The following is a 26,716-nucleotide window of genomic DNA, read 5'->3' on the forward strand; positions in this document are numbered from 1 at the left end:
ACAAAACAAGGAGGTGCTTCGTGCCGACGACGACCGACGAACTGATCGACGTACCCCACGGTTTACGGAATGTGGTGGCCGCGCACACCGAACTGGGGGATGTGCGTGGTCGCGAGGGCTTTTACCACTACCGCCAGTACTCGGCCATCGAGCTGGCGCAGACGGTGTCCTTCGAGGACGCCTGGTACCTGTTCGCGAAGGGCCGGCTCCCCGAGCCTGCCGAACGCACCGAGTTCATTGCCACCATCGCGCCTCTGCGGGTACTTCCAGCCGAGCTACGTGAGATCCTGCCGACGCTCGCTCACGCGGGCGAGCGAGGCGCTCCGCTCACCGCGTTGCGCGCCGCCCTCTCGTTCCTCGGCTCGACACGCGATCTGGCTCCCCTGTGGGATCTCGATCCCGCGAAGCGCGAGCACGACGCCCTGCTTCTCAGTGCGTTGACACCAACCTTGCTCGCCGCGCTGTACCGGCTCCGATCGGGCCAGCAACCGTTGGAACCTCGCGATGATCTGTCCGCCGCGGCCAACTGGCTGTACATGGTCACGGGCGAGGTCCCGGACCCGGCGCGGGAGAGGGCCGTCGAGCGGTATCTGATAGCCACGATCGACCACGGGTTCAACGCCTCCACGTTCGCCGCACGAGTCGTCGCTTCGGCGGGTGCCGACATGGCTGCCGCAGTGAACGCGGCACTCGGCGCGTTTTCCGGTCCGCTCCATGGCGGCGCTCCCGACCGGGCTCTGGACACCATCGAAATGATCGGCGCGCCGGAAAACATCGATCCCTGGATACGGGCACGCATCAGCGCTGGAGACCGGATCATGGGCTTCGGACACGCTGTCTACCGCACCGAGGACCCGCGTGCCCGCATGCTGCGCGACACCGCACTCGAGCTCGGAGGCGAGCTCGCCGATTTCGCCACCACGGTGGAACGCCGCGTGGTAGAGATACTCGCCGAGGTCAAACCCGGCCGTGAGCTTCGCGCCAATGTCGAATTCTATGCGGGGGTGGTGCTGGAGCAATGCCGCATACCACGCGCGATGTTCACCCCGACGTTCGCGGTGAGCAGGGTCATCGGCTGGTGCGCCAACATCCTCGAAGAAGCAGCGCAGGGTAAAATCATCCGACCTGCAGCGCGCTATGTCGGCCCCGAACCTTCGGTGCCGGATTAACGCGACAGCCGTCGTACCTGAGCCTCCCTGACCCTCGTCGTGCGGTCGTTCGTCGCTCGACGGCCCCCGGGCTAGACCTCGAACTTGTAACCGAGCCCCCGAACCGTCAGCAGATATGTCGGCGTGGCCGGGTCGGGTTCGATTTTTGCCCGCAGGCGTTTGACGTGCACGTCCAGGGTCTTGGTGTCACCCACGTAGTCGGCACCCCAGATCCGGTCGATGAGCTGCGCACGTGTCAACACGCGGCCCGTGTTGCGCAGCATCAACTCCAGCAGCTCGAACTCCTTCAGGGGAAGCTGGACCGACTCCCCGCCGACCGAGACGATGTGCCGGTCCACGTCCATACGTACCGGGCCGGCCTCAAGGACGGCCGGGCTCGTCTCGGTCGGCTCGCTGCCCCGGCGTAGCACCGCTCGGATGCGAGCGACCAGTTCTCGCGACGAGAACGGCTTCGTGACGTAATCGTCCGCGCCCAACTCGAGACCAACGACCTTGTCTACCTCGGAGTCCTTGGCCGTCAACATGATCACGGGAACTTTGGACCGTTGCCGCAGCTGGCGGCACACTTCGGTACCGGGCACGCCGGGCAGCATGAGGTCGAGCAGCACGAGATCCGCGCCCACTCGGTCGAATTCGTCGAGCGCCTCGTCACCCCCTGACGCGACGGATACCTCGAATCCTTCCTTCTTGAGCATGTAGGACAGTGCGTCGCTGAAGGACTCCTCATCCTCGACCACGAGCACTCGCGTCACGGCGCCTCCCTAGCAGCATGCGAAACGACTCCGGACGGTTGCCCGGGCCGGTACGGGTGGAGCGGCAGGCGCACGGTGAAGGTCGATCCCGCCCCTTGCACGCTCCACACCTTCACATCGCCGCCATGGCTGGCGGCAATGTGCTTGACGATGGACAGTCCGAGGCCGGTGCCCCCCGTTTCCCGGGAACGTGCCGGATCCACGCGGTAGAACCGCTCGAAGATCCGGTCGAGGTCCGCCTCGGCGATACCGTAGCCCTGGTCGGTCACGCTGATCTCCACCACGTCGTCACGTCGGCGAACGCCGACGGAGACCTTCGCGCCTTCCGGGCTGTAACTGACCGCGTTCTCGACAAGATTCCCCACGGCGATGACGAGCTGCTGCTCGTTGCCCAGGACTTGCAGCCCTTTCGTGCCACCCGTCGTGAGCCGGATGTCGCGGTTCTCAGCATCCACCCGGCTGCGATCCACCGCGGCCGAGACCACGTCATCGATCTCCACGGGATCGGGAGACTGGACGGGATCGTCGTATTGCAGCCGCGACAGGTCGATGATCTCTTGAACGAGGCGGGTCAACCGCTCACCTTCGCGCTGCATACCCTGGGCGAACCTGCGCACGGCTTCGGGGTCGTCACTGGCTCCTTCCACGGCCTCGGCCAGCAGCATCATCGCGCCCACCGGAGTCTTGAGCTCGTGCGACACGTTGGCGACGAAGTCCCGCCTGATCTCGTCAACCCGGATCTCGTGCGTGCGATCCTCCACCAGCGCGAGCACCAGCCGATCGCCGAGTGGCGCAACGCGGGCGAGGACATGGAGGGTCTGCGTGCTGTCCTGCGAGCGCGCCACCTCGAGTTCGAGCTCTCGGATCTGCCCATCGCGGCGAACTTTCGAGGTCAGCTCCAGCAGCTGGGAGACGGTAATCCGGTCTTGCCGGACCAGACCGAACGCGTACGCGGACGGGCTGGCCTTGACCACGTTGGACTCTTCGTCCAGGACGATCGCGCTAGACCGCAGGATCGCCATGACCTCGTCCGCACCTTCTGGCATCGGCGACGTACGCGGAACGGGCGGAACGCTCGGCGTATGCCGACGGGCCAACATCGTCCAGGCGGCGGCGAAGCCGACCAGAAGGCCGACGACGGCAGCTAGCACTCCGGCAGTGAGGGCCTCCACATTCACCGATGGTAAGCCCACACACAGCCGTAATTGCACGATGCCGCCATGTCGCCGGGAATGAGCGGGAATGTTCACCCGATCTTCCCGCCTGGTTCACCTCACCCGCCGCGAGGTGCCACCCGAAGACGCGGGAACCGGAACGCGCGCCGACACGTGGAATCCACCGGCCGCTCAGGACCGGTACACAATGACCTTGTCGCCCACCTGGACCTGCTCGAACAGGGATGCGATCCCCGCCTCGTCGCGGACGTTCACGCACCCGTGCGAGGCGCCATCGTAGCCGTTCGCGGCGAAATCGGGCGAGTAGTGCACCGCCTGCCCTCCGCTGAAGAACATGGCATACGGCATCGGCGTGTCGTAGAGCGACGACACGTGGTCCCGCGACTTCCACCCCACATCGAACGCGCCTTCCCGGGTGGGTGTCAGCTCGGCGCCGAAGCGCACATCGAACGTCATCTGCACGGCACCATCGACGACCCATCGCAGGCTGTTCGTGGTCTTGTCGATGCACATCACCCGTCCGGTAGTGCACCGCGGGTCGAGGACGCCAGAGTCACCGCCGTCGCCGTCCTCGCCATCGTCGTCCTCCGGCGGCCTGTTGTGCATCTCGTCGTCGGATGGCTGCCTGGTCAATCCGGTGAGCTGGTCCCACGTCTGCTGATCGACGGTTCCGGTCGCCGGCAGTCCACGTTTCTCCTGGAAACCGGCAACCGCCGAGCTGGTCATGTCGCCGTAGTTCGGCGTGACATCACCGGTGAACCAGTCAAGCTGGGCAAGCCGGGCTTGCAGTTCACGCACCTGGTCGCCGCTGTCGCCCGGGCTCAAGATCGGAGGGCCGACCCGGTCGTCCATCTCGTCTTCCGTGGGCTCCCGAGTCAGGGAGAGCAGCTCGTCCCACGTGTCCGGATCCACGTCGCCCGTCGGTTCCAGGCCAGCCCGGTCCTGAAAACCACTGACGGCATCGGCCGTGGGGGCGTCATAGGTGCCCGTGATACCCGAGGCGTACCAGCCGAGCTGGGTCAGCCGGGCCTGGAGCTCCCGGACGTCATCGCCTTCGTCTCCCGACTGGAATACCAGATCCGCCCCGACCGTGGCGGCGACGTTCGGCGTCGACACGGACGCCGACATGGACGACGTGGTGCTCGCGGGTGGGGGCGACGTGGCGGTATCGGCCGCGCCGTTTGCCAGGCTCGAAGCCATGGAACGCGCGCCGTCCAGATCGGCCTCGGACGCTGCCACCGAGGCCGTCTCGTCCTGTCCCAGCTGGCTCATGCCATAGGCACCTCCGGCGCCGATGACAGCAACAGCCAGTACGGCGACTATGCCCCCTCTGGACCTTGCACGAACCACGAATACCTCCTCGTTGACGACGAGGCGACCGCGTACGCCGCCCCCGAGAGGATGACGCATATCCTCGCCCGAAGGTTGCGCCTCAAACACCAGTTGCGAGATTACAACTTGGTTTCGGAGCGCTCGCGCAGGTTTGACCACGGCACTCGCCGCGTCCGGCACAGCGGAAGAGGATCGTCCATCTCGGTGTTGTTCGGGTCAGCGCACCGTGACGGTCAACCGGAAGGGGATGGCGAACGTGTCTGGCGCCGCTCGTACCGGCGCGCCTCGGCGCATAGCGATGCTCAGCGTCCACACGTCACCGCTCGATCAACCCGGCGGCGGCGACGCGGGCGGGATGAACGTCTACACGCTCGAATTGGCCCGACAGCTCGCGGCGTCGAACGTCGAGGTCGAGATCTTCACCCGGGCCACCTCCTCGGACCTTCCGCCGTCCGTAGAAGCTGCGCCGGGCGTCACCGTCCGGAACGTGATCGCTGGCCCGTACGAATCCCTGACCAAAGACGATCTTCCGTCGCAGCTCTGCGCGTTCACATCCGGCGTACTGCGGGCCGAAGCGAACCGCGAGCCCGGCTGGTACGACCTCGTCCACTCGCACTACTGGCTCTCGGGCCAGGTCGGGTGGCTGGCCACGGAGCGGTGGGGGGTCCCGCTGGTGCACACGATGCACACGATGGCCAAGGTCAAGAATCTCGCGTTGGCCGACGGTGATCGCCCCGAGCCGCACACCCGCGAATACGGCGAGGAACAGGTGGTGGCGGCCGCACACCGGCTGATCGCCAACACCCACGACGAAGCCGCCCAGCTCACCCAGCTCTACGGGGCAGAACCCGAGAAGATCGAGACAATCTGGCCGGGCGTCGATCTCGACGTTTTCACTCCCGGTCCGCAAGCGAGCGCGCGTGCCCGGCTCGGCCTTCCCGAGGATGCCGTCGTCTTGCTGTTCGCCGGGCGCATCCAGCCGTTGAAAGCACCGGATGTGCTCGTCCGCACCGCCGCCCGGCTCGTCGCCGTCGACCCCTCCCTGCGTGAACGCCTGGTGGTGGCGATCGTCGGGGGGCCATCAGGCACCGGGCACGAGCGTGCCACCGATCTGCATCGCCTGGTCGGCACGCTCGGTCTGGATGACGTCGTCCGCGTACATCCACCGGTGAGCCAACAGCAGCTGGCCGAGTGGTATCGCGCGGCCGACCTGACCGTCGTGCCGTCGTACAGCGAGTCGTTCGGCCTCGTCGCCGTGGAATCCCAGGCCTGCGGCACTCCCGTGGTCGGTTCCGCGGTAGGCGGGCTGCGCACGGCGATCGCACATGATCGTTCAGGGCTCCTGGTTACCGGCCACGATCCGGGTGCATGGTCACGTGCCATCATCGACCTGCTCGATCATCCCGAGCGCTTCCGGCAGCTGCGCACCGGAGCCGTCGAACACGCCTCCCGGTTCGGGTGGGACGTCACAGCGGCACGTACGCTGGAGGTCTATGCTGAGGCGTGGCAACGTCATCGTGCGGATCAACTCGGGATGGTGAGTTGTTCGTGACGGCTACCGACATCATCCGCGAATATCTGGCGACCACCGGACAGCCCTGGAACGAGACGGCACCGGGTGCCTTCTCCGTCGAGCTGCCCGGCGAGCGGAAACTCAAGACCGCTTGCAGCCTCGCGGTTCGAGACCACAGCCTCGTGGTGAACGCGTTCGTCGCCCGCTGCCCCGACGAGAACCACGAACGGGTACATCGCTGGCTGCTCGAACGCAACGCCCGGCTGCCCGGGATCGCCTTCGCCGTCGACCAAGCCGGCGACATCTATCTCGTGGGCCGGCTTCCGCTCGAGGCCGTCACGCACGACGGGCTGGACAGGCTGCTCGGGGCCGTCCTCGATGCGGCGGACTCATCGTTCAACACCATCCTCGACATGGGCTTCGCCGACTCGATCCGTCGGGAGTGGGCGTGGCGGCTGGCACGGGGCGAATCGACGCGCAACCTCGACGCCTTCGCACACCTCCGCCCGACCGATCGCTGACGGACTCACCCGCGCTAGGCTCGCTGTTATGACCTACCGCTTGTTGTTACTTCGTCACGGCGAGAGCGAATGGAACGCGAAGAACCTCTTCACAGGCTGGGTCGACGTCGAGCTTACGGCTGCCGGTGAGGCCGAGGCACGGCGCGGCGGAGAACTGCTGGCCGAACGGGCCATCTTGCCCGATGTCGTACACACCAGCGTCTTGCGCCGGGCCATTCACACCGCCGACATCACGCTCGACGTGGCCGACCGGCATTGGATCCCGGTGCGCCGGTCGTGGCGGCTCAACGAGCGTCATTACGGGGCACTACAGGGAAAGAACAAGAAACAGACACTGGAGCGGTACGGCGAGGAGCAGTTCATGCTCTGGCGGCGCTCGTACGATACTCCGCCCCCGCCCATCGCCGACGACGACGAGTACTCCCAGGTCGCCGATCCCCGCTATGCGGATCTCCCTCCCGAGCTCATGCCACGGACGGAGTGCCTGAAGGACGTGCTGGAGCGGTTCCTGCCCTACTGGTATGACGGCATCGTGCCGGACCTGCGGCGCGGGGCTACGGTGGCTGCGGTGGCCCACGGCAACTCGCTGCGCGCGCTGGTCAAGCATCTCGACGGGATATCCGACGACGACATCGCGGGCCTGAACATCCCCACCGGCGTCCCGCTGCTGTACGAACTCGACGAGTCGATGCGCCCGGTGCGGGCCGGCGGTGAGTACCTTGACCCCGAGGCGGCGAAAGCGGCCATCGAGGCGGTGAAGAACCAGGGACGTTGATCCCCGTCGCGTGGCGGGCCGGGAAATGGACTTGAGTCCGGAGCGGACGACGATAGAATAGTTGCAGTCCGCAACTGATCACCACGTATCAACGCTGTTCTTCCGGGAGATTCCCTGTGCCGCCCCGCACTTCGGCAAATTCGCCGTCCCCCTCATATCCGCCTCAGCCCTCAGAATCGCCATCCAGCGCGGGTTCCTCGGATCTGTCGTCCGGGTCACATACCGTCCGCCACGGTCGCGGACTCCAGACCGACCCGTCATTAGACCAAAGGTCTAATGACGGGCGGAGGGCGGGCCCGCCAGGTCCTCCGGGCACTTTCCGTCGCCTCGCGCCGTACCTGCTCCGGCATCGAGCCACCCTCGCGCTATCAATCTTGTTGGCGCTGCTCTGGGCCGGCACGGTCGCCGCGGTCCCTGTCACCCAGGGACGGATCATTGACGACGCGATCATCGGCAGCGTCGTGCCGCTGGCACCCATGCTGCTCTTCCTGGTCGCCATGGCATTCGCGCGGTTCCTGTTCTCCAGTGGGTGGCGCTATGTCGGAGGAAAGACCGCGTTCCGCATCCAGGACGATCTCCGCTACGACGTCTACGACACGCTGCAACGCCTCGACTTCACCGGTCACGCACAGCTGCAAAGCGGTCAGCTCGTCTCGCGCATCAGCAGCGACCTGCGCTACGTGCACATGCTGCTCAGCTGGATCCCCCAGGTAGCAGGGTCCCTGCTGTCCGCGTCCCTCGCCATCGGGATCATGTTCACGCTGTCCCCTGAGGTGGCATCCCTCGTCGTCGCCGTGATCATCACTGTCTTCGTGGTCACCAATCGCCAGCGGCGCAAGGTATATGCCGCCGGATGGGACGCCCAGCAGCGTGAAGCCGAGATGACCACCCGCGTCGAGGAGGCCGTCACGGGAGTCCGCGTCGTCCGGGCGTTCGGCCAGCAGCCGACGGAGACGGCCCGGCTGCACGCATCCCTGCTCGACATGTTCGCCGCCCGGGTACGCGCCGTCCGGCTGCGTGCCCCGTTCATGGCGTCCCTGCAAGGTGCACCGTTGGCCGGGCAGGTCCTCGTGCTGCTCGTCGGCGGCCTCCTCGTCCTGAACGGGCATCTCACCGTCGGTGTCTTCCTCGCCTGCACGGGTTACCTGGCCGAGCTGGTCGGTCTCGCCCGGGTCGCGGGAATGGTCTTGACGAACGCGCCGATGTGCCGCGCGGCCACCGAACGAGTCGGCGAGTTGCTCGACCTCCGGCCGGACATCACCGAGCCGAACCGCCCTGTGGACGTCCAGCCGGCCGGCGGAGCGGTCTCGTTCCACGACGTCCGCTTCGCCTATGCCGACGGTGACGGTCATCAGGTACTGCGCGGGTTCACCCTCGATGTCCAGCCGGGCGAGACGGTGGCGCTGGTCGGAACGTCCGGGTGCGGCAAGTCCACCGCGCTGACCATGCTGCCACGGTTCTTCGACGCCGATGCCGGCACGATCACCGTCGACGGTATCGATGTCCGGCGCTGGTCACTGCCCAAACTGCGGCGCCGGATCGGCGTGGTCTTCGAGAACAGCTTCCTCTTCTCCGACAGCATCGGCGCCAACATCGCCTACGGTCGGCCGGATGCCTCCCCGGAGGACATCCGCGCCGCCGCCCGCGCCGCCGCAGCGGAGGAGTTTATCGACGAGCTACCCGAGGGCTACGACACGGTCGTCGGCGAGGAAGGCATCACGTTGTCGGGCGGCCAGCGACAACGTGTCGCCCTGGCCCGGGCGATCCTCGCCGATCCGGACATCCTCCTGCTCGACGATGCGACGTCGTCGGTGGACGTCGCCGTGGAAGAACGGATCCACGCGAATCTCCGGCCGTTCCTTGCCGAACGCACCGTGCTGCTCGTCGCCTATCGCGAGTCGACCCTCAAGCTGGCAAACCGTGTCGTGCTCGTCGACGACGGCCGCGTGATCGACCACGGCAGCCATCACGAACTGCTGGCTCGCTCGGCGCTGTATCGCGAGCTGTTCGGCGACGAAGAAGCCGTGACCGGGAACGACTCGACAACCCTGATCGGGCAGGCTCGCCTGGGAAAGTTCGAGGCCACCGCCTCGGCGTGGGAATCCCGCCAGGATGCCACCGGCCGGCTGCCGGCAGCCGAGATGGAGATCCCGCCGAGCGTCGCGGAGCAGATCGCCGCGCTCCCGCCGCCCAAGGACTCCACCGGCGTCGACTTCGACCACGAAAGCGGGACGCGCGGCCCGCTACGGCTAGCGTCCTTCGTCCGGCCCTACGCCGGCGGGCTGCTCGTGGGCATGGCGCTGGTGATCCTCGAGGCGGCAATCGTCTTGGCCAACCCGATGCTCGTGCGCCGCGCGGTGGACGACGGCATGCTCGCCGGGTCGATGCCGGTGCTGCTCACCATCTGTGCGATCGCCGCCGGGCTCGTGGGTGCGCTCTGGTGGGATCAGCGCACCGGCCTGCTGTGGACGGCGCGCAGCACCGAGCGACTCCTCCTCGCCCTCCGCGTGCGCATCTTCGGCCAGCTCCAACGGCTCGGCATGGACTACTACGACCGCACCCAGGCCGGGCGCATCATGACCCGGATGACGTCCGACGTCGACGCGATCGCGCAACTGTTTCAGATCGGATTGATCAACACGGTGGTCAGCCTGACGACGTTCGCGGGGATGTCGGTGGTGATCGTCGTCCTCGATCCGTTGCTGGCTCTGGTCGTCCTCGGCGTCGTGCCATTCGCCGTGCTCAGCACGTGGTGGTACCGCCGGCGGGCGTCCGTCGCCTACGATCAGGCGCGCGAGCTGATCTCGCTGATCAACGCGAACATCCAGGAAAGCATGGCAGGTATCCGGGTCACGCACGCCTACCTGCGCGAGGCCGTCAACCTGGATCGCTTCGCCGCGCTGGGGCACCGGTACGTCGGCTACAGCCTGCGTGGACTGTTCGCCACGTCGGTTTATGTCGCCACAATCGAGTTGCTGTCGGTTCTGGCTATCGCGGCGGTCCTGGGCGTGGGTGCCACACGCATCGAGTCCGGAACTCTGGCCCTCGGTACGCTCGTGGCCTTCCTGCTCTATCTGGCCCAGGTCTTCGCCCCCGTACAGCAGCTGTCCCAGGTATTCGACATCTACCAGCGGGCGCGCACCGGCCTGGTCCGGGTACGCCGGCTGCTTGCCCTGGAGCCGTCGACGCCGGTGGTACCCGAGGCCGAGCCGGTCGACTCGCTGCAAGGCGACATCCGCTTCCACCGCACCCGGTTGCGCTATGCCAGCGCGTCCGTCGACGCCATTCGCGATGTCGATCTCCACATCCCGCCCGGGGAACGGGTCGCCTTCGTGGGACGCACCGGGGCGGGCAAGTCGACCATGTCCAAGCTGATCGCCAGGTTTTACGACCCCACGGGAGGAACGGTCCTCGTCGACGGCCGGCCACTCGACGCGCTCGACGTCACCAGCTACCGGCAACGCCTCGGCTACGTGCCACAGGAGCCGTTCCTGTTTTCCCGGACGATCCGCGAGAACATCGCCTACGCCAAGTCCGAGGCCAGTGACGCCGAGGTCGAGGCGGCGGCCCGTGCGGTCGGGGCGCACGAGTTCATCCAGCGACTCCCCGGCGGCTATCACCACGTGGTCGCCGAGCGCGGCCGCTCGCTGTCGGCGGGGCAGCGCCAGCTGGTCTGCCTGGCCCGCGCCTTGCTGCACGATCCGTCGATCTTGATACTCGACGAGGCCACGTCGAACCTGGACCTGGCCAGCGAGCGACAGGTCAACCGGGCGATGCGGGCCGCGTCGGCGGGCCGCACCACGCTGGTGGTCACTCACCGGCCGCAATCGCTGCACTGGGTCGACCGCGTTGTCGTCGTCGCCGATGGGAAGGTCGCTGGCGACGAGCCGGCACACGAATACGTCGCGCGGGTGCTGCAACCAGCCGGCTGAGCACCTCGCGCATCGAGGTCAGTCCAGCCAGCCCGACCAGTCGATCCCGGAACGCGGTTCGAACCGGGTGATCGGCTGGGTCGCGCGGACCAGCGCCCGCCCTTCGGTTCGGGTACGGATGATCCCCGCCGTACGCGCCTGGACGAGGAGGTTGCCAAGGGCGGTGGCCTCGCTCGGGCCCGCCAGGACGGGCAGCCCGGTAGCGTCCGCCGTCAGCTGGGCCAGCAGCTCGTTCTGCGATCCACCACCGACGAGATGGACCACGTCGACCTCGTGTCCGGACAGCCGGATCGCGTCGCGGACCGTGCGGGCGTGTCCGAGCGCCAAGCTGTCGAGAATGCACCGCACGAGCGCCGGCCTCGTCTCGGGTACCGGCTGACCGGCGTCGGCACACAGCTTCCGGATGCGTGCCGGCATGTCGCCCGGCGGAGTCAACTCGGGTGACTCGGCATCGAACACGCTGCGCAACGCTGGCTCGCGTGCCGCCGCCTGCACGAGTTCGCCCAGGTTGATCGTCCGTGCCGACTCGCCCTGCGCCTTCCACTTCCGGAGGCACTCCTGGAGCGGCCACAAACCCATGACGTTGCGTAGATAGCGGATGGTGCCGTCGACACCGACCTCGTTCGTGAAGTTCGCCGTGGCGCTCTCGTCGCTCAGCACCGGAGCGTCCAGCTCGACGCCCACGAGCGACCAGGTACCGCACGAGATGTAGGCGAACCGGCGATTCTCGGCCGGCACCGCGACGATCGCCGATGCCGTGTCGTGCGAGGCCACGCCGCCGACCTGGATCCGGCCGTCGTCCCCGACACGTTCGCGGATCGCCGGGAACAATGATCCGCGCGGCGTACCGGGATCGTAGATGTCGGGGAAGATTCCGACGGGCAGACCCAGCTCCCTGGCCAGGCCCACCGCCCATTCGCCCGTGACGACGTCGTACAGCTGGGTGGTCGACGCGTTCGTCCGTTCGGCTCCCACCGCACCGGTCAGCGAATGTACGACGAGATCCGGCATGAGCAGCATCGTCGCCGCCCGCGTGAGCCGGTCCTCCTCCTCGGCGAGAAGCTGGTACAGGGTGTTGAAAGGGAGGAACTGCAGGCCGGTGATGCCGTACAGGTGGCCATCACCGAGCCGCTGCCGGACGGTGTCCATGATCCCGTCCGTCCGCGAATCCCGGTGGTGGACGGGTGGTCCCAGCAAGCTGCCGTCGGAATCGAGCAGCCCGTAGTCGACGGCCCAGGAGTCGATCCCCACGCAGGCCAGCGACTCGTCAGCAGCGCGGGCTGCGGCCACGCCCGCGACGACGCCGTCGAGCAGCGTGTCGACGTCCCACACCAGACGGCCGTCCCGGTCGGCCGGCCGGTTGGGGAAGCGATGCACGAGCTCGGCGTCCAGGTGGTCCGGCCCGATGTGGCCGAGCATGACGCGCCCGCTCGACCCTCCCAGGTCCGCGGCCGCAGCGGTCAGCGTCTCCGTCATCGGGCATCACCGCAGGAACGCAGCCGCCACCCCGGCATCCACCGGGACGTGCAGACCGGTCGTGTGGCTCAGATCGCCACCGGTGAGCGCGAACACGGCATTGGCAACGTGCTCGGGCAGGACTTCACGCTTGAGCAGCGTGCGCTGGGCATAGAATTCGCCCAGTTTCTCTTCCGGCACGCCATAGACCGCTGCCCGCTGTGCACCCCAACCACCTGCGAAGATGCCCGAGCCACGGACCACGCCATCCGGGTTGATCCCGTTCACGCGGATACCGTGCTCGCCCAGCTCGGCGGCCAGCAGCCGTACCTGGTGGGCCTGGTCGGCCTTGGTGGCGCCGTAGGCGATGTTGTTCGGCCCGGCGAAGACGGAATTCTTGCTCGTGATGTAGACGATGTCGCCCCCGAGTCCCTGTTCGATCATGACGCGGGCGGCCTCCCGGGACACCAGGAACGAACCCTTCGCCATGACGTCGTGCTGCAGATCCCAGTCGCGGGCCGAGGTCTCAAGCAGCGGCTTGGATATGGACAGCCCGGCGTTGTTCACCACGAGATCGACACCACCGAACGCGCGGGCGGCCTCGTCGAAGGCGGCCGCGACCCGCGTTTCGTCGGTGACATCCACCTGTACCGGGACGGCGACGTCGCTGTTGCCGATCTCGGCGGCGGTCTCCGCCGCCGTGTCGCCGTTCAGGTCGGCGACCACGACGCAGGCGCCTTCGTCAGCCAGGCGCTTGGCCACGGCCTTGCCGATCCCGGAACCAGCGCCGGTGACCAGGGCCACCCGGGTCGCCAACGGCTTGGGCGGTGGCATCCTCCGCAGCTTCGCCTCTTCGAGCTGCCAGTACTCGATCCGGAACTTCTCGGCTTCCGGGATCGGCGCGTAGGTGGAAAGCGCCTCCGCGCCCCGCATCACATTGATCGCGTTGACATAGAACTCGCCAGCCACCCTGGCGGTCTGCTTGTCCTTGCCGAAGCTGAACATGCCCACCCCGGGCACGAGAACGATCGCCGGGTCCGCCCCTCGCATGGGCGGGCTGTCCGGCGTCGCGTGACGCTCGTAGTACGCCCGGTAGTCTTCCCGATACTCCGCGTGCAGCTCCCTCAACCGGGCGGTCATCTCGTCGAGCGATGCCGTCACCGGAAGGTCGAGAACCAGCGGGCGGACCTTGGTGCGCAGGAAGTGGTCCGGGCACGATGTGCCCAGTGCGGCAAGCTGTTGCAGTTTCTCCCGCGCCAGGAAATCCAGCACCACGTCGTCGTCGGTGAAATGACCGACCTGTGGCCTGTCCGTCGCGGCAAGCCCACGGATCACCGGCGCCAGCGCCGCAGCCCGCTCGCGTCGCTCGTCGTCGGGAAGCGCCTCGTGTCCGGGAACGACGGCACCGAAGGGCGCGTCCACGCCACGCTGCGCGATGAACTGCTCGGCCGTGCGGATGATCTCCAGAGTGCGTGCCTCGCACTCCGCACTCGACTCTCCCCATGCCGTGATCCCGTGCCCGCCGAGGATGCAACCGACCGCCTGCGGGTTGGCCGCCTTGATGGCAGCGATGTCCAACCCGAGCTGAAACCCGGGACGACGCCACGGAACCCAGACCACGCGGTCACCGAAGCACTCCTTGGTGAGCGCCTCGCCGTCGGCGGCCGTGGCCAGGGCAATGCCGGAGTCCGGATGCAGGTGATCAACGTGGGCGGCCTCGACCAGGCCGTGCATGGCCGTGTCGATCGACGGGGCCGCACCGCCCTTGCCGTGCAGGCAGTAGTCGAAGGCGGCGACCATCTCGTCCTCCCGGTCAACGCCGGGATAGACGTCGACGAGGGCACGCATCCGGTCGAGGCGGAGCACGGCAAGACCGCTCTCCGAGAGCGTACCGAGATCGCCGCCGGAACCTTTCACCCAGAGCAGCTCCACCGACTCGTTCGTGACCGGGTCGACGTCCGCGCCCTTCACGGATGTGTTGCCACCGGCGTAGTTGGTATTGCGCGGATCGGAGCCGAGCCGATTGCTGCGCTCGAGGAGCGCCGCGACATCCGCATGTGTCATCCCGCATGTCCCTTCATCTGAATCGCGCCCGGTGCCGTTCGCCGCGTCATGCGCCCCAGCCGGCTTGCTGACCACCTACGCGCTGCTCGGCGATCTTCTCGGCGTACCCGGACTGGTAATAGGCGCCGAGCGGATCCGCCTCGAATCCCTGCTCCGCGCGCAGCTCGGCCAGCAGCGGGCGAAGGTCAGAATAGAACGCATCCATGAAGATCTCGTTCGCGTCCAAGACGTCGCCATTGCGCTGGGCCGCGGTCAACGCACTGGTGTCGACCGTCATGGCTCTAGCGGCCATCTCCTGGACCGTGAGTACGGACCGGATGATCGCCGGGATCTTCGGTTCGATGTTGTGGCATTGGTCGAGCATAAACGCCAGGCCCGCCTCCGGTCGGTGCGCGCCCGCAGCGACGATCTCGTACATGATGCGGAACAGCTGGAACGGATCGGCCGCGCCCACCATGAGATCGTCGTCGGCGTAGAACCGGGAATTGAGGTCGAATCCGCCGAGTTTGCCTTCCCGCAGCAGGAAGGCCACGATGAACTCGATGTTCGTGCCCGGCGCGTGATGACCGGTATCGATCACCACCTGCGCCTTCGGCCCAAGCCGCAGGCAGTGAGCGTACGACGTTCCCCAGTCCGGAACATCGGTGGTGTAAAAGGAGGGCTCGAACAGCTTGTATTCCAGCAACAGGCGCTGGCCCTCACCGAGGCGCTCGTATGCTTCGGACAGCGCTTCGGACAGGCGATCCTGGCGAGCGCGGATACTGTCCTGACCGGGGTAGTTGGTGCCGTCGGCGAACCACAACTTCAGCGTGTCCGAGCCGGTCGCGTCCATGACGTCGACGCATTCCAGCAAGTGATCGGTAGCTTTGCGGCGTACGGCGGGGTCGGGATGGCAGACGCTGCCCAGCTTGTAGTCGTCATCCTGGAACACGTTGGCGTTGATCGCCCCGATCTGCAGCCCCTGGTCACGTGCATGCTTGGCGAGCTGGCCGTAATCGTCGACCTTGTCCCACGGGATGTGCAGGGCGACGGTGGGGGCAGCACCGGTCAGCCGATGCACGACGGCAGCGTCGTCGATCTTCTCGTAGGGATCACGCGGCACACCGGGTTGCGTGAATACCTTGAATCTGGTCCCGGAATTCGCGTACGCCCATGATGCCGTCTCGACCTTGACTCCAAGAAGCGCCGCTTTGACCTCGGCTTCAGTATCCATGCCTGCCACTCCCTCACGGATTTCGTATGATTCGCCGGCGACCGCCACCCAGACCAGCTAATGAAACGTTTCATACAACCTACGGCCACTCGTCTGAGCTGTCAAGATGCGCCTACGTGCCGGCCGTTTGATAGAACCATCGCGTACGATCGGCATACGTGGCGCTCGGCTCGGGTCTGGAGGCCAATCACGTGAAACCGTCTGTCCCCAACATCCGGCAGGTCGCCGAATACGCGGGAGTCTCGGTGGGGACCGTCTCGAACGTGCTCAACCGGCCAGACCTCGTAGCGCCCTCCACACGTGAGCGGGTGCAGGCCGCGATCAAAGAGCTGAACTTCGTCCGGAATGATTCCGCCCGGCAGCTTCGCGCGGGTCGCAGCCGCACTTTGGGTCTGGTCGTTCTCGATATCTCCAATCCCTTCTTCACCGACGTCGCCCGCGGCGTCGAGGAAATCGCCAATCACAACGGATTGGCGGTCATCGTGTGCAACAGCGACGACGACACGGAGAAGGAGTCATCGCATCTCGATCTCCTGAACGAGATGCGCGTGCAAGGAGTGCTGATCAACCCCATCGAGGGTTCGGATAAGAAGATCGAGATGTTACGCGAACACGGCACTCCCGTCGTGCTATTCGATCGTCAAGCGGCGTCGGAGGGCGAATGTTCGGTCGCGGTCAACGACCTGCTGGGGGGTCGCCAGGCTCTCACCCACTTGATCGACACCGGCCACCAGAGGGTGCTCTTTCTGAGCGGCCCGTTCCATCTCCGTCAGGTGCAAGAACGCCACGAGGGAGCCGTTGCCGCCGTCGAAGCAAGCTCCACGCCTCTCGACCTCGACGTCATGACCACACCGACACCGAACGTGACCACCGGACGCTCGGCAGGAGATCGGATCGCCGCCATGCCACCGTCGACGCGGCCGACCGCCGTGTTCTGCGCCAACGATCTCCTTGCTCTCGGCCTGCTCCAGGCGTTGACGCACGCCGGTCTCCAGGTGCCACACGACATCGCCATCGTCGGCTATGACGACATCGACTTTGCGGCAGCCGCCGCCGTGCCATTGTCGTCGGTCCGGCAACCTCGCCAGCAGCTCGGACGTACCGGCGCTGAACTGCTGCTCGACGAGACCACCAACCCCGATCACGAACACCAGCAGGTGACGTTCGAGCCCGAGCTCATCGTGCGGCGCTCGAGTGACCTCCAGCGATCGTGAGCAACGCTCACCTCAAGCGGGCAGCCCGGTAGAAGCCGTCAATATGCTCGGCCACCAGCGTGGCGGCTCGCTCGCCCGCACCGGAGCGCACGGCCTCGAATACGGCTCGATGCTCCGCGCGAAGATCGTTGGCGACCGCCGGCCAGTCGGAAATGTCGGCGACGGCGGCCATCACATAGCTGTGGATGGCCTCCCGCAACGCGGCCATGACGGTCGAGACCAGCACATTGCCTGCCATCGCGACCAGAGAGACGTGGAACTCCGCATCGAGCACGTGGAAACGCTCCGGCGATAGCTCCCGATCGTCCATGGCGTCGAGCAGCTGTGCGACCCCGGCCAGCTCGCCGTCGCTGGCCTTGCCGCTTGCCTCGCGCACCGCCCACGATTCGAGCAATATCCGCGTCTGGACGACATCGGCGATCGGTATATGGCTCGTCGCCACGTGCAGCCGAAGCGCCGAGGCCAGGGGAGAACGCGGTTCGGCCACGATCAACGCACCCGCATCCGGTCCCGACCCGACGGCCGTGCGCACGATTCCCATGGCCTCCAGCACCCTGACCGCCTCACGCACGGACGTGCGGCTCACACCCATGTCCTCGGCAAGCGCCCGTTCGCCGGGGAGTCGCGCACCGATACCGAGCCGCCCTCCGGCGATCTCGGCCTCTATCCGTTGCAGGACGAGCTCGTAGGCCTTCACGGGAGCCACCGTACGTTGTGTGGTCCAACCACAGCGTTTAAGGTATGCATGAACCACATGTGGTCGGACCACACGTGCGGATGCATGCTGCCTGTGCCGACCTGCCGAAGCCACCGGTGGAGTGACCGATGACCCAGCGCCAGATACCGAAATGGTCCGAGCTCAAGCCGCTGTTGCGTACCCGGCGCATCACGACCAATCCCACCGAACGGCGCCTGGAACGCGCACTGACCATAGCGGATCTGCGCCGCATCGCGCGGCGCCGCACGCCACGCTCGGTCTTCGACTACACCGATGGCGCCGCCGAGTCCGAGATCAGCCTCCGGCGTGCCCGGCAACTCTTCCGCGACGTGGAGTTACGGCCATCGGTACTGCGTAACGTATCCGACGTCGACACCACTACCACGATGCTGGGGAAACCCAGCGCGCTGCCGTTCGCTTTCGCCCCAACCGGCTTCACCCGGATGATGCATCACGAAGGCGAGAACGCCGTCGTCCGCGTGGCGGAACGGACGGGCGTGCCCTACGCCCTCTCGACAATGGGCACGACGTCGATCGAAGACGTGGCGGCAGCAGCACCCGACGCACGCAAATGGTTCCAGCTCTACGTGTGGAAAGACCGCGCGGCGGGAGAAGACCTCGTCAAGCGCGCCGCCGCGGCCGGATACGAAGCTCTCATGTTGACCGTGGACGTGCCCGTAGCCGGGGCCCGGCTACGGGACACCCGAAACGGGTTCACCATTCCGCCCTCCCTGACACTGAAGACCGTTGCCGACGCGGCCCTGCACCCCGCGTGGTGGATCAACCTGCTCACCACCGAACCGCTGACCTTCGCCTCCTTGTCGTCCTGGGATGGCACGGTGGCCGATCTGCTCAACACGCTGTTCGACCCGACGATGACCGTCGACGACCTCGCCTGGATACGTTCGATCTGGCACGGGCCACTCATCGTCAAGGGAATCCAGACCACCGAGGATGCCCGCCGGGTGACCGACGCGGGCGCCGACGCCGTCGTGATATCCAACCATGGCGGGCGCCAGCTAGACCGCGCGCCCACGCCGCTGCGGGTGCTGCCCGACGTGGTCTCGGCCGTCGGCGATCACACCGAGGTCTACGTGGACACCGGGATCACGAGCGGTGCCGACATCGTGGCTGCCCGGGCGCTCGGCGCCACCGGTTGCCTGGTGGGCCGCGCCTATCTCTACGGGCTCATGGCCGGCGGGGAGCGTGGAGTTGCCCGCGCGACCGAGATTCTGGCTGCCGAGATACGGCGGACCCTTCAGCTACTCGGTGTCCGAACGGTTGCCGAGCTGACCGCCGACCACGTACGGCTCCCATAACGATGGGCATACCCCCGCGCGACCCGAGAAATGTCACGCACTATAAACTCGCATTCGCTGAGTAAACCACGGTAATCGACAAAGAAGACTATGACTTCCTGGGGAAATAGCATGCGACTCTTGCGCCTCGGAGCGGCCGGACACGAATATCCCGCGGTCAGTATCGACGACGCTTCCACACAACACGCCGCCACATTCGATCTGAGCACCATCACGGCAGATGTGGACGCTGATTTTCTCGCTGCCGACGGAATCGCCCGCACGCGCGCGGCCCTGGCGTCGAACGAGCTCGCACCGATAAACGTCAGCGGCACACGAATCGGGGCCCCCATCGCGCGCCCCGGAAAAGTGGTGTGTATTGGACTCAACTACCGTGACCACGCCGAGGAAGGCGGCCAAGCCATCCCGGCGGAGCCGGTCTTGTTCATGAAGGCACCGAATACCGTGGTCGGCCCCTACGATGACGTTCTGATACCGCGGGCGAGCACCAAGACCGATTGGGAGATCGAACTCGGTGTCGTCATTGCCAAGACCGCCCGATATCTGGAATCTCCGGCCGCCGCACGTGAGGTCATCGCCGGATACGTCATCTCCCACGACGTTTCCGAGCGCGAGTTCCAGCTCGAGCGTGGTGGGCAATGGGACAAGGGTAAGTCGTGTGAGACGTTTAATCCGTTGGGTCCCTGGCTGGTGCCGATCGAGGATATAACCAACCCGGACAGTCTACGCATGCGGCTGTGGGTCAATGGCGAGATACGTCAAGACGGCAGCACGTCGGCTCTCATCTTCGGTGTCGACTACGTCATCTGGTATCTCAGTCAGTTCATGGTTCTCGAACCGGGAGATCTCATCAATACGGGAACGCCTGCCGGGGTGGCACTCGGGATGCCCGACCAGCCTTATCTCAAGCCCGACGACGTCGTCGAACTCGAAATCGATCAGCTCGGTCGCCAGCGGCAGGTCTTCGTTCAGGCATGACCGCGCAAAAGTCGGGCTCCCGTCGATCGACGGGAGCCCATGTACGTCGTCACCACGCTACGTGCCGGCTATCGCCGCGCACGCGCACATCACGAACGGCTTGCCTCGTACTTCTCCATGATATCCGCCGGGATACGGCCACGATCGGACACCTTCAGGCCCTGCGCCCGGGCCCACTCGCGCACCGCGGCGGTGTCGGTGCCACTGCTGCTGCTACTACTGCGGCTGGACGAGGACGATTTTCCACGCCCGCGAGTGCGCTTGGCTCCTCCGGCCTTGCGAGCCGAGGCGACATAAGGGGCAAGCGCCTCGCGTAGCTGGGACGCGTTTTCCTTCGACAGGTCAATCTCATAGCTCGAACCGTCGAGGCCGAAACTGACTGTCTCCTCAGCTTCGCCCCCATCGAGATCGTCGAGAAGTATGACTTGGACCTTCTGGGCCATGACTGGTCCCCTTCATGAGTATAGGAACTGTTGATTGCGGCTCGAGTCTCTATTAATACGCCACTATTAGCCAAAATTCAATCAGCTTCTAGACGTTGCTGGCAGCTAAGGACAACACCGTACTCAGCTAATACGGCGAAGCATCCGAACGTTGCCCAGAGTGTTTGGTTTGACCCGATCCAACTCCAGGAACTCCGCTACTCCTTCATCATAGGAACGGAGTAACTGCGCATATACTTCCGGTGGCACCGGAGTATCTTCGACCGACTCGAAGCCATGTTGGGCAAAGAAGCCCACCTCGAACGTGAGGCAAAACACACGGGTCACACCGAGTTCCCGAGCTGTCTGGAGTAGACGATCGAGTAAAGCATGCCCGACACCGCGTCCTTTCCACTCCGGACGCACGGCGAGTGTACGGACCTCCGCTAGATCTTCCCACATCACGTGTAATGCACCACAACCGATCACTTCGGCGTCGGAGTGGCTCTCCGCGACCCAGAACTCTTGAACATCTTCGTAGAGCGTGACCGTTTCTTTGGACAGCAGGATCCGCTTCCGCGCGTAATCGTCAAGTAGCTGACGTATCACTCGAACATCTGCGGTACGTGCCCGCCGGACAAAGAACTCCGACCCGTCCGGGGCGGCCGCCGACGACGTATTCACTCCGGTTTCACCAAAGGGAACAAGATAGTTTCGCGGATACCGGCACCGGTTAACAACATCAAGAGCCGGTCGATGCCCAATCCCATACCACCGGTGGGTGGCATGCCGTACTCCAGTGCCCGCAAGAAATCCTCATCGATCTGCATCGCCTCGGGATCCCCGGCCGCCGCTAGACGTGCCTGCTCCTGTAGCCGCTCGCGCTGAATGATCGGATCGGTAAGCTCCGAATACGCGACACCGAGTTCGACACCGGCCACGATGAGATCCCACGCCTCGGTTAGCCGCGCGTCATCGCGGTGCGGCCGCGCGAGCGGACGTACCGCAGCCGGGTAGTCGCGGACGAACGTCGGCGTCATCAATGTGTGCTCGGCAAGCTTCTCGAAGAGTTCCAGGACGAGCTCGCCATGCCCCCACTCGGGGTGGACGGCAACCTCATGCTTGCTGGCGAGCTCGCGCAACCGTTCCGATGGTGTATCGACGGTCACCTCGTCACCGACAGCCTGAGAGACCGCCTCGTGCAAGGTGAGGTGTCGCCATGGTCGTTCGAGATCGATCTCCCCACCGTGGCCGTCGGGTACCTGGGTACGTTCGACGGCACGTGCCGCATCCAGGACGATCTCACGTGTCAGCCGGGCCATAGTGTCGTAGTCGGCGTAGGCCTGGTAAGCCTCAAGCATCGTGAACTCGGGGCTGTGGGTGGAATCGACGCCCTCGTTGCGAAAGATCTGGCCTATCTCGTAGACGCTCTCGACACCACCGACGACGGCTCGCTTGAGATGAAGCTCCAAGGCGATCCGCAACGTCATCGGCATATCAAAGGCGTTGAGATGCGTCTCGAACGGACGCGCGCTCGCACCACCGCGGATCGCCTGCAGAACCGGCGTTTCGATCTCGATGTAACCCGCGCGCTCCAGCGTCTCGCGGACAGAGCGCATCACCCGGGCCCGAGTACGAACGATGTCCCGAGCGGCGGGGTTGACGATCAGATCGACGTATCGCTGCCGGATCCGGGTCTCTTCGTTCAGCGATCGATGTTCCACGGGCAGGGGACGAAGCGCCTTGGACACGATAGTCCAGGTGTCGGCCATCACCGACAGCTCACCACGCTTGCTCGTGACGACCTCACCGTCGAAGCCGACATGGTCGCCGATGTCGACGAGATGCTTCCACGAGTTCAACCGCTCCTCGCCCACGCGGTCCAGCGACAGCATCGCCTGTAGCTCCGTTCCGTCGCCTTCGCGGAGCCGGGCAAAGCACAGCTTTCCGGTATTGCGCAGAAAGATCACCCGACCAGCGACCGACACGCGTTCACCGGTCTCCACCCCCGGCGCGAGATCCGGATATGCCGACCGAACACCCGCGAGCGTATGGGTGCGAGAAAACTGCCGAGGATACGGCGGGACACCGGACGTGAGGAGCTCCTCGCGCTTCTGCCGGCGAATCCTCATCTGTTCCGGCAGATCATGGTCCTCAGCTCGGGGCTCTTCACTCATAGACCACCAGCCTAGTGTCCTGCTTCCGCCGGCCGTATCCCGGTCAGCTGGCGACGGCCGGATCCTGGCCGGGGCCGTACCCATTGCAGCGCCGCACTGTGCGTGTCACGCTTCAAGCCAGGAGGTGAGGTCGATGAACGCAGTGGACGTCGTCGACCGGGGAGGGCAGGAGATCACGATATACCTGTCCGGCCGTATCGACGAAACGCTGTCCGAAGAGCTGGACGAAGCCATCGACGAGGTGGCGGGGCTCGAACGGATCCATGGCCTGGGCCAGGCCATCGTGGACATGCATCTGGTCACGGAACTCGACAACGCGGGATTGGCGTTTCTCGAGAAGCTCACCGAACGCGGCCACACGGCTGGCTTCGACGTGTCGTTCTCCACCATGACCGGGGCCGCCCATCGAGCCGTCGAAGCCGCCGGCTGGAGGTTCATGGAGGCAAGCCCGCCACTGCCGCCCCGGTGACGTTGTCATGTGGCGAGAACGTTGCGCTCGTACGCCAGGCTGAGACCGAGGAGGGTCAGCCACGGATCGTGATGCTTGACGGTCGACATCTCGTCGAGAACCGACGGTGCCAGCCCGCCGGTCGCGATCACCGGCAACTCCTCGGTCGGAACGCCTAGCTCGCTGGCCATCCGCGCGATGATCCCGTCGGCCAGGCTGCTGAACCCGTAGAGCGTGCCCGATTGCACGGCCTCGACGGTGTTCTTGGCGATCACCGATCGTGGACGTGACAATTCGACCTGCCGTAGCTGGGCGCCGGCCTGCCCGAGGGCTTCCAGGGACACGCCGATTCCCGGGGCGATGGCGCCTCCGACATACTCTCCCCGGGATGACACGACGTCGAACGTGGTTGCCGTCGCAAAGCTCACGACCAGGCACGGAGTGCCGTAGAAGTGTGCTGCCGCCAAGGCGTTCAGCACCCGATCCGTCCCGACTTCGCGCGGATTGTCGGTCATTACCGGAATTCCGGTACGCACACCCGGTTCGACCATGACCGACGGCAGGTCAGCGTAGTAGCGTGCCACGAGCGCTCGCATCGTCCGGCGGACCGACGGCACGGTGGAACAGACCACCACTCCGTGCACCGTGTCTTCCGCGCCTGCCATCAGCCCGCGCAACAAGGCCATGAACTCGTCGGCGGTACGTTTCGGCACGGTCGATACCCGCCAGTGGTGAACGACCTCGCGGTCGTCGATCAGCCCGATGACGGTGTCGGTGTTGCCGGCTTCGATTGCGAGCAGCATAGTCAGGTGACGATCGAGTTCTCGGACGTATCGCGGCCGGGTACACCGGCGTCCGAAGCCGCCGGCGTGAACCACGAGTTGGCGGTGTTCGCCTCGGGCTCGGTAAAGCCGACCTGCTCGATCTCCAAGCTGACGTCGAGCGCCCGCGCCGAGTGCGTGAGCCCGCCGACCGAGATGTAGTTGACGCCGCTCTCGCCATAGGCTCGGGCGTCCTGAATATTCAGACCACCGCTGACCTCCAGCTGCGCCCGCCCCCCGACTGCGGCCACGGCTTCCCGCGTCTGATCGACGGAGAAGTTGTCGAGCAAGATTAACTCCGCGCCGGCCTCGACCGCCTCGACGGCGCCGGCAACGTCGTCGACCTCCACCTCGACCGGGACGTCGGGAGCAGCCGCCCGTACTGCCTGGAGCGCCGCAGTGATGCCACCAGCGGCGGCAACATGATTGTCCTTGATGAGCGCCATGTCCGACAGCGACGAGCGGTGATTCTCGCCGCCACCGACGCGCACGGCATACTTCTCCAGCGGACGCAACAACGGCGTGGTCTTGCGGGTGTCCCGGATCGTCGCACCGGTACCGCTGACAGCATGCACCCATTGGTTGGTGGCCGTGGCGATGCCGGACAACCGTGAGCCCAGGTTCAAAGCGGTACGTTCCGCCAGCAGGATCTGCCGGGTGGGGCCGACAACGGTCAGCAACGGCGTCCCCGGCTCGACCCAGCTACCTTCTGCCATCCTGCGCTGGATCTCCATGCCATCGCCAGATGCCTCGAATGTCGCTTCGACAACGGGCAGACCGGCGATCACACCGGCACTCTGGGCAGACAGCGTCGCACGGGCCCACTGCTGGGGGGAGATCGTCGCCTCCGAGGTGACATCGGCCCCACCTGCGAGATCCTCTTCGAGAGTCGCCCGCACCAGGTCTTCCACGTAGAGCGGGTCGAGTCCTGCGTCACGCAGAGAACTCGTCACCGGCTCAGCCAGACTCATCACATCTCCCTCATCGGCTGAAATTCCGTTTCCAGGACCCCGTCCGGGGTCAACACGCTGGCAAGATGTCCCCGCCAGCGTTCGTCATCGCGCTCCGGAAAGTCCTCGCGCCAATGGCCACCGCGGGTCTCCTCACGCAACACGGCATGATGTCCGAGCGTAGCGGCCACCGCGAAGACATTGGTGGTCTCCCACGCCTCCGGCGTGGGAATAGCATTTTCCCGCTCGAGACGCAACGTGTGCAGCCGATTTCGAAGCGTGCCCAGCGACGACGCCGACCGGATCACGCCCGCGCCAGCCGTCATCGCAGCCTGGATGAACGGCAACGCCGACGCCTCCAGCAAGGCCGGCGTACCACGTCGTTCCTCGGGCTCCGACCACGCGACATCCGCAAGATTCTCAGCGAGATCGATGGCGATCCGATGCCCCCACACCAGCCCTTCGAGCAGCGAGTTCGACGCGAGCCGGTTCGCCCCGTGGACTCCCGTCCACGAGGCCTCCCCACACGCGTACAGGCCGGGAACCGTCGTGCGTCCACAGGCATCGGTACGGATCCCACCACTGGCATAGTGCTGCGCCGGCGCCACGGGCACCATGTCGGTGACCGGATCGACACCGTGGGCACGGCACCGCGCGACGATGGTAGGGAACCTGCTCTCCAGAAACTCGGCGCCGAGGTGCCGGGCGTCCAGCCACACATGTTCGGCACCGGTCTCGGCCATCGCCGTCACGACGCCCTTGGCCACGACGTGCCGCGGTGCGAGCTCGGCCAGCTCGTGGCGGTCGACCATGAACCGTCGGCCCTCGACGTCACGAAGCAGCGCACCCTCCCCGCGCACCGCCTCCGAGATCAACGGTTGCTGGCCCTTCGCCGAATGTCCCAGCCACAGCACCGTCGGATGAAACTGGACGAATTCCAGATCGACGATCTCGGCTCCGGCTCGCAACGCAGCCGCGACCCCGTCACCTGTGGAGACGGGAGGATTCGTCGTCGACGCGTAGACCTGCCCGATGCCTCCCGCTGCAAGGACGACTGCCCGCCCCAGGGCCGCACCGAGCCCATCGATCCGGCCGGCACCAATCACATGCAGGGCCACGCCGCACGCTCGCCCGCGCGCATCCGTAAGCACATCTGTGACCAGGGCGTTCTCAATGACCTGGATCCCCGGGTCCTCCTCGACGGCGCGCAGCGCTTCGATGAGTGCCCGCGAGATCTCCTGGCCGGTGGCATCGCCGCCAGCGTGCGCGATGCGGTCACGGCGGTGACCGCCCTCACGAGTGAGCGCGATCGTCCCGTCGTCAGCACGTTCGAACTCCGCGCCCAGCGCCGCCAGCTCGCGGACCCGCCGCGGACCCTCGGTGACCAGCGTACGGACAGCATCCTCGGAGCACAGACCCACACCGGCAACGAGCGTGTCGTGCATGTGCTGTTCCGGCGTGTCCTCGGGACCCAAGGCAGCGGCGATACCGCCCTGAGCCCACGCCGTGGCGCCCGCAGTCAGGCTCGTCTTCGTCACCAACAGCACCCGGCCGGCCTTGCGGGCCTCGAGAGCCGTCGTTAAGCCCGCGATGCCACTGCCGACGACGACGACGTCGGCATATTCGGCCCAGCCCGGACTCTCGGTGAGGAGCTGACGCGGCAGTCGGATTTCCGTCACGACGGAAAAGCCTACGGCTCTCGGCCCCATTCATGCTCTCGCGTCCTGAAGAGTGAACGACGCCACCTCGGATACCGACACCGTCGATC

General features: G+C 66.0%; 22 protein-coding genes. 9 read left to right on the top strand and 13 right to left on the bottom strand.

Annotation, left to right across the window (positions count from 1 at the left end):
- The first annotated feature begins 20 nt into the window (after positions 1-20).
- Positions 21-1,169 (top strand): citrate/2-methylcitrate synthase, encoded by a 1,149-nt coding sequence (locus tag DPM12_RS04100; protein WP_112256979.1) that lies wholly within the window; start codon positions 21-23, stop codon positions 1,167-1,169.
- 71 nt (positions 1,170-1,240) lie between these two features.
- Here the strand turns inward: DPM12_RS04100 and DPM12_RS04105 are convergent, their stop codons facing one another.
- The 3 genes from DPM12_RS04105 to DPM12_RS04115 form a co-directional block, all read right to left on the bottom strand.
- On the bottom strand, positions 1,241-1,921 hold the full coding sequence (locus DPM12_RS04105) for a response regulator transcription factor (protein ID WP_112256980.1): 681 nt from the start codon (positions 1,919-1,921) through the stop codon (positions 1,241-1,243).
- A complete protein-coding gene (locus DPM12_RS04110) occupies positions 1,918-3,093 on the bottom strand; it encodes a sensor histidine kinase (RefSeq protein ID WP_211658388.1) in 1,176 nt (391 codons plus the stop codon). Before DPM12_RS04110 ends, DPM12_RS04105 begins: the two co-directional genes overlap by 4 nt.
- A gap of 174 nt (positions 3,094-3,267) precedes the next feature.
- Entirely contained in the window at positions 3,268-4,368 is a 1,101-nt protein-coding gene (locus tag DPM12_RS04115; RefSeq protein ID WP_211658390.1) for a L,D-transpeptidase family protein, read from the bottom strand.
- Positions 4,369-4,675: 307 nt separating this feature from the next.
- Between DPM12_RS04115 and mshA the strand changes: the two genes are divergently transcribed.
- From mshA to DPM12_RS04135, 4 genes are all read left to right on the top strand, one after another.
- Positions 4,676-5,980, top strand: coding sequence for a D-inositol-3-phosphate glycosyltransferase (gene mshA, locus DPM12_RS04120; RefSeq protein WP_112257148.1), 1,305 nt, complete (start codon positions 4,676-4,678; stop codon positions 5,978-5,980).
- Positions 5,977-6,462, top strand: a complete 486-nt coding sequence (locus DPM12_RS04125; RefSeq protein ID WP_245951196.1) for a type III secretion system chaperone family protein — start codon at positions 5,977-5,979, stop codon at positions 6,460-6,462. The genes mshA and DPM12_RS04125 overlap by 4 nt, the downstream gene beginning before the upstream one ends.
- 28 nt (positions 6,463-6,490) lie before the next feature.
- The gene (locus DPM12_RS04130) at positions 6,491-7,237 is read left to right on the top strand and encodes a phosphoglyceromutase (protein WP_112256982.1); all 747 of its coding nucleotides are present in this window, start codon (positions 6,491-6,493) and stop codon (positions 7,235-7,237) included.
- Between the two features lie 374 nt (positions 7,238-7,611).
- Positions 7,612-11,169 (top strand): ABC transporter ATP-binding protein, encoded by a 3,558-nt coding sequence (locus DPM12_RS04135; RefSeq protein WP_123788236.1) that lies wholly within the window; start codon positions 7,612-7,614, stop codon positions 11,167-11,169.
- Positions 11,170-11,187: 18 nt separating this feature from the next.
- Here DPM12_RS04135 and DPM12_RS04140 read toward each other — a convergent pair whose 3' ends face one another.
- From DPM12_RS04140 to rhaI, 3 genes are read right to left on the bottom strand one after another with little or no spacing between them, the layout of a single operon-like run.
- Complete coding sequence (locus tag DPM12_RS04140) at positions 11,188-12,645, bottom strand: rhamnulokinase (RefSeq protein ID WP_112256984.1); 1,458 nt, start codon at positions 12,643-12,645, stop codon at positions 11,188-11,190.
- Positions 12,646-12,651: 6 nt separating this feature from the next.
- The gene (locus DPM12_RS04145) at positions 12,652-14,688 is read right to left on the bottom strand and encodes a bifunctional aldolase/short-chain dehydrogenase (RefSeq protein ID WP_112256985.1); all 2,037 of its coding nucleotides are present in this window, start codon (positions 14,686-14,688) and stop codon (positions 12,652-12,654) included.
- A gap of 46 nt (positions 14,689-14,734) precedes the next feature.
- The gene (gene rhaI / locus DPM12_RS04150; protein WP_112257149.1) at positions 14,735-15,901 is read right to left on the bottom strand and encodes an L-rhamnose isomerase; all 1,167 of its coding nucleotides are present in this window, start codon (positions 15,899-15,901) and stop codon (positions 14,735-14,737) included.
- 158 nt (positions 15,902-16,059) lie between these two features.
- Here rhaI and DPM12_RS04155 point away from each other — a divergent pair, with 158 nt between their 5' ends.
- Complete coding sequence (locus tag DPM12_RS04155) at positions 16,060-17,115, top strand: LacI family DNA-binding transcriptional regulator (RefSeq protein ID WP_245951197.1); 1,056 nt, start codon at positions 16,060-16,062, stop codon at positions 17,113-17,115.
- 7 nt (positions 17,116-17,122) lie between these two features.
- On the opposite strand, the gene DPM12_RS04160 is transcribed toward DPM12_RS04155, so the two are convergent.
- Positions 17,123-17,812, bottom strand: a complete 690-nt coding sequence (locus DPM12_RS04160) for a FadR/GntR family transcriptional regulator (RefSeq protein ID WP_112256986.1) — start codon at positions 17,810-17,812, stop codon at positions 17,123-17,125.
- A 128-nt stretch (positions 17,813-17,940) separates the two neighbouring features.
- On the opposite strand from DPM12_RS04160, the gene DPM12_RS04165 reads away from it, so the two are divergent.
- Positions 17,941-19,152 carry an alpha-hydroxy acid oxidase gene (locus DPM12_RS04165; protein ID WP_112256987.1) on the top strand — a complete coding sequence of 404 codons (1,212 nt, stop codon included), beginning with the start codon at positions 17,941-17,943 and terminating at the stop codon, positions 19,150-19,152.
- Positions 19,153-19,263: 111 nt separating this feature from the next.
- The gene (locus tag DPM12_RS04170; protein ID WP_112256988.1) at positions 19,264-20,130 is read left to right on the top strand and encodes a fumarylacetoacetate hydrolase family protein; all 867 of its coding nucleotides are present in this window, start codon (positions 19,264-19,266) and stop codon (positions 20,128-20,130) included.
- Positions 20,131-20,219: 89 nt separating this feature from the next.
- Here DPM12_RS04170 and DPM12_RS04175 read toward each other — a convergent pair whose 3' ends face one another.
- The 3 genes from DPM12_RS04175 to lysS form a co-directional block, all read right to left on the bottom strand.
- Complete coding sequence (locus DPM12_RS04175; RefSeq protein WP_112256989.1) at positions 20,220-20,573, bottom strand: histone-like nucleoid-structuring protein Lsr2; 354 nt, start codon at positions 20,571-20,573, stop codon at positions 20,220-20,222.
- Between the two features lie 123 nt (positions 20,574-20,696).
- A complete protein-coding gene (locus tag DPM12_RS04180) occupies positions 20,697-21,236 on the bottom strand; it encodes an amino-acid N-acetyltransferase (RefSeq protein WP_112256990.1) in 540 nt (179 codons plus the stop codon).
- Complete coding sequence (lysS, locus tag DPM12_RS04185; protein ID WP_164465265.1) at positions 21,233-22,729, bottom strand: lysine--tRNA ligase; 1,497 nt, start codon at positions 22,727-22,729, stop codon at positions 21,233-21,235. The genes DPM12_RS04180 and lysS overlap by 4 nt, the downstream gene beginning before the upstream one ends.
- Positions 22,730-22,862: 133 nt before the next feature.
- On the opposite strand from lysS, the gene DPM12_RS04190 reads away from it, so the two are divergent.
- Positions 22,863-23,198 carry an STAS domain-containing protein gene (locus DPM12_RS04190; protein ID WP_112256991.1) on the top strand — a complete coding sequence of 112 codons (336 nt, stop codon included), beginning with the start codon at positions 22,863-22,865 and terminating at the stop codon, positions 23,196-23,198.
- A 5-nt stretch (positions 23,199-23,203) separates the two neighbouring features.
- Here the strand turns inward: DPM12_RS04190 and DPM12_RS04195 are convergent, their stop codons facing one another.
- From DPM12_RS04195 to DPM12_RS04205, 3 genes are read right to left on the bottom strand one after another with little or no spacing between them, the layout of a single operon-like run.
- Complete coding sequence (locus DPM12_RS04195; RefSeq protein ID WP_112256992.1) at positions 23,204-23,980, bottom strand: type III pantothenate kinase; 777 nt, start codon at positions 23,978-23,980, stop codon at positions 23,204-23,206.
- Between the two features lie 2 nt (positions 23,981-23,982).
- Entirely contained in the window at positions 23,983-24,969 is a 987-nt protein-coding gene (nadC, locus tag DPM12_RS04200; RefSeq protein ID WP_112256993.1) for a carboxylating nicotinate-nucleotide diphosphorylase, read from the bottom strand.
- Positions 24,969-26,657, bottom strand: coding sequence for an L-aspartate oxidase (locus DPM12_RS04205; protein ID WP_112256994.1), 1,689 nt, complete (start codon positions 26,655-26,657; stop codon positions 24,969-24,971). Before DPM12_RS04205 ends, nadC begins: the two co-directional genes overlap by 1 nt.
- Between the last annotated feature and the right edge of the window lie 59 nt (positions 26,658-26,716).

Origin of the sequence: Phytoactinopolyspora halophila, from assembly GCF_003287285.1 — a bacterium.
GTDB lineage: Bacteria > Actinomycetota > Actinomycetes > Jiangellales > Jiangellaceae > Phytoactinopolyspora_A > Phytoactinopolyspora_A halophila.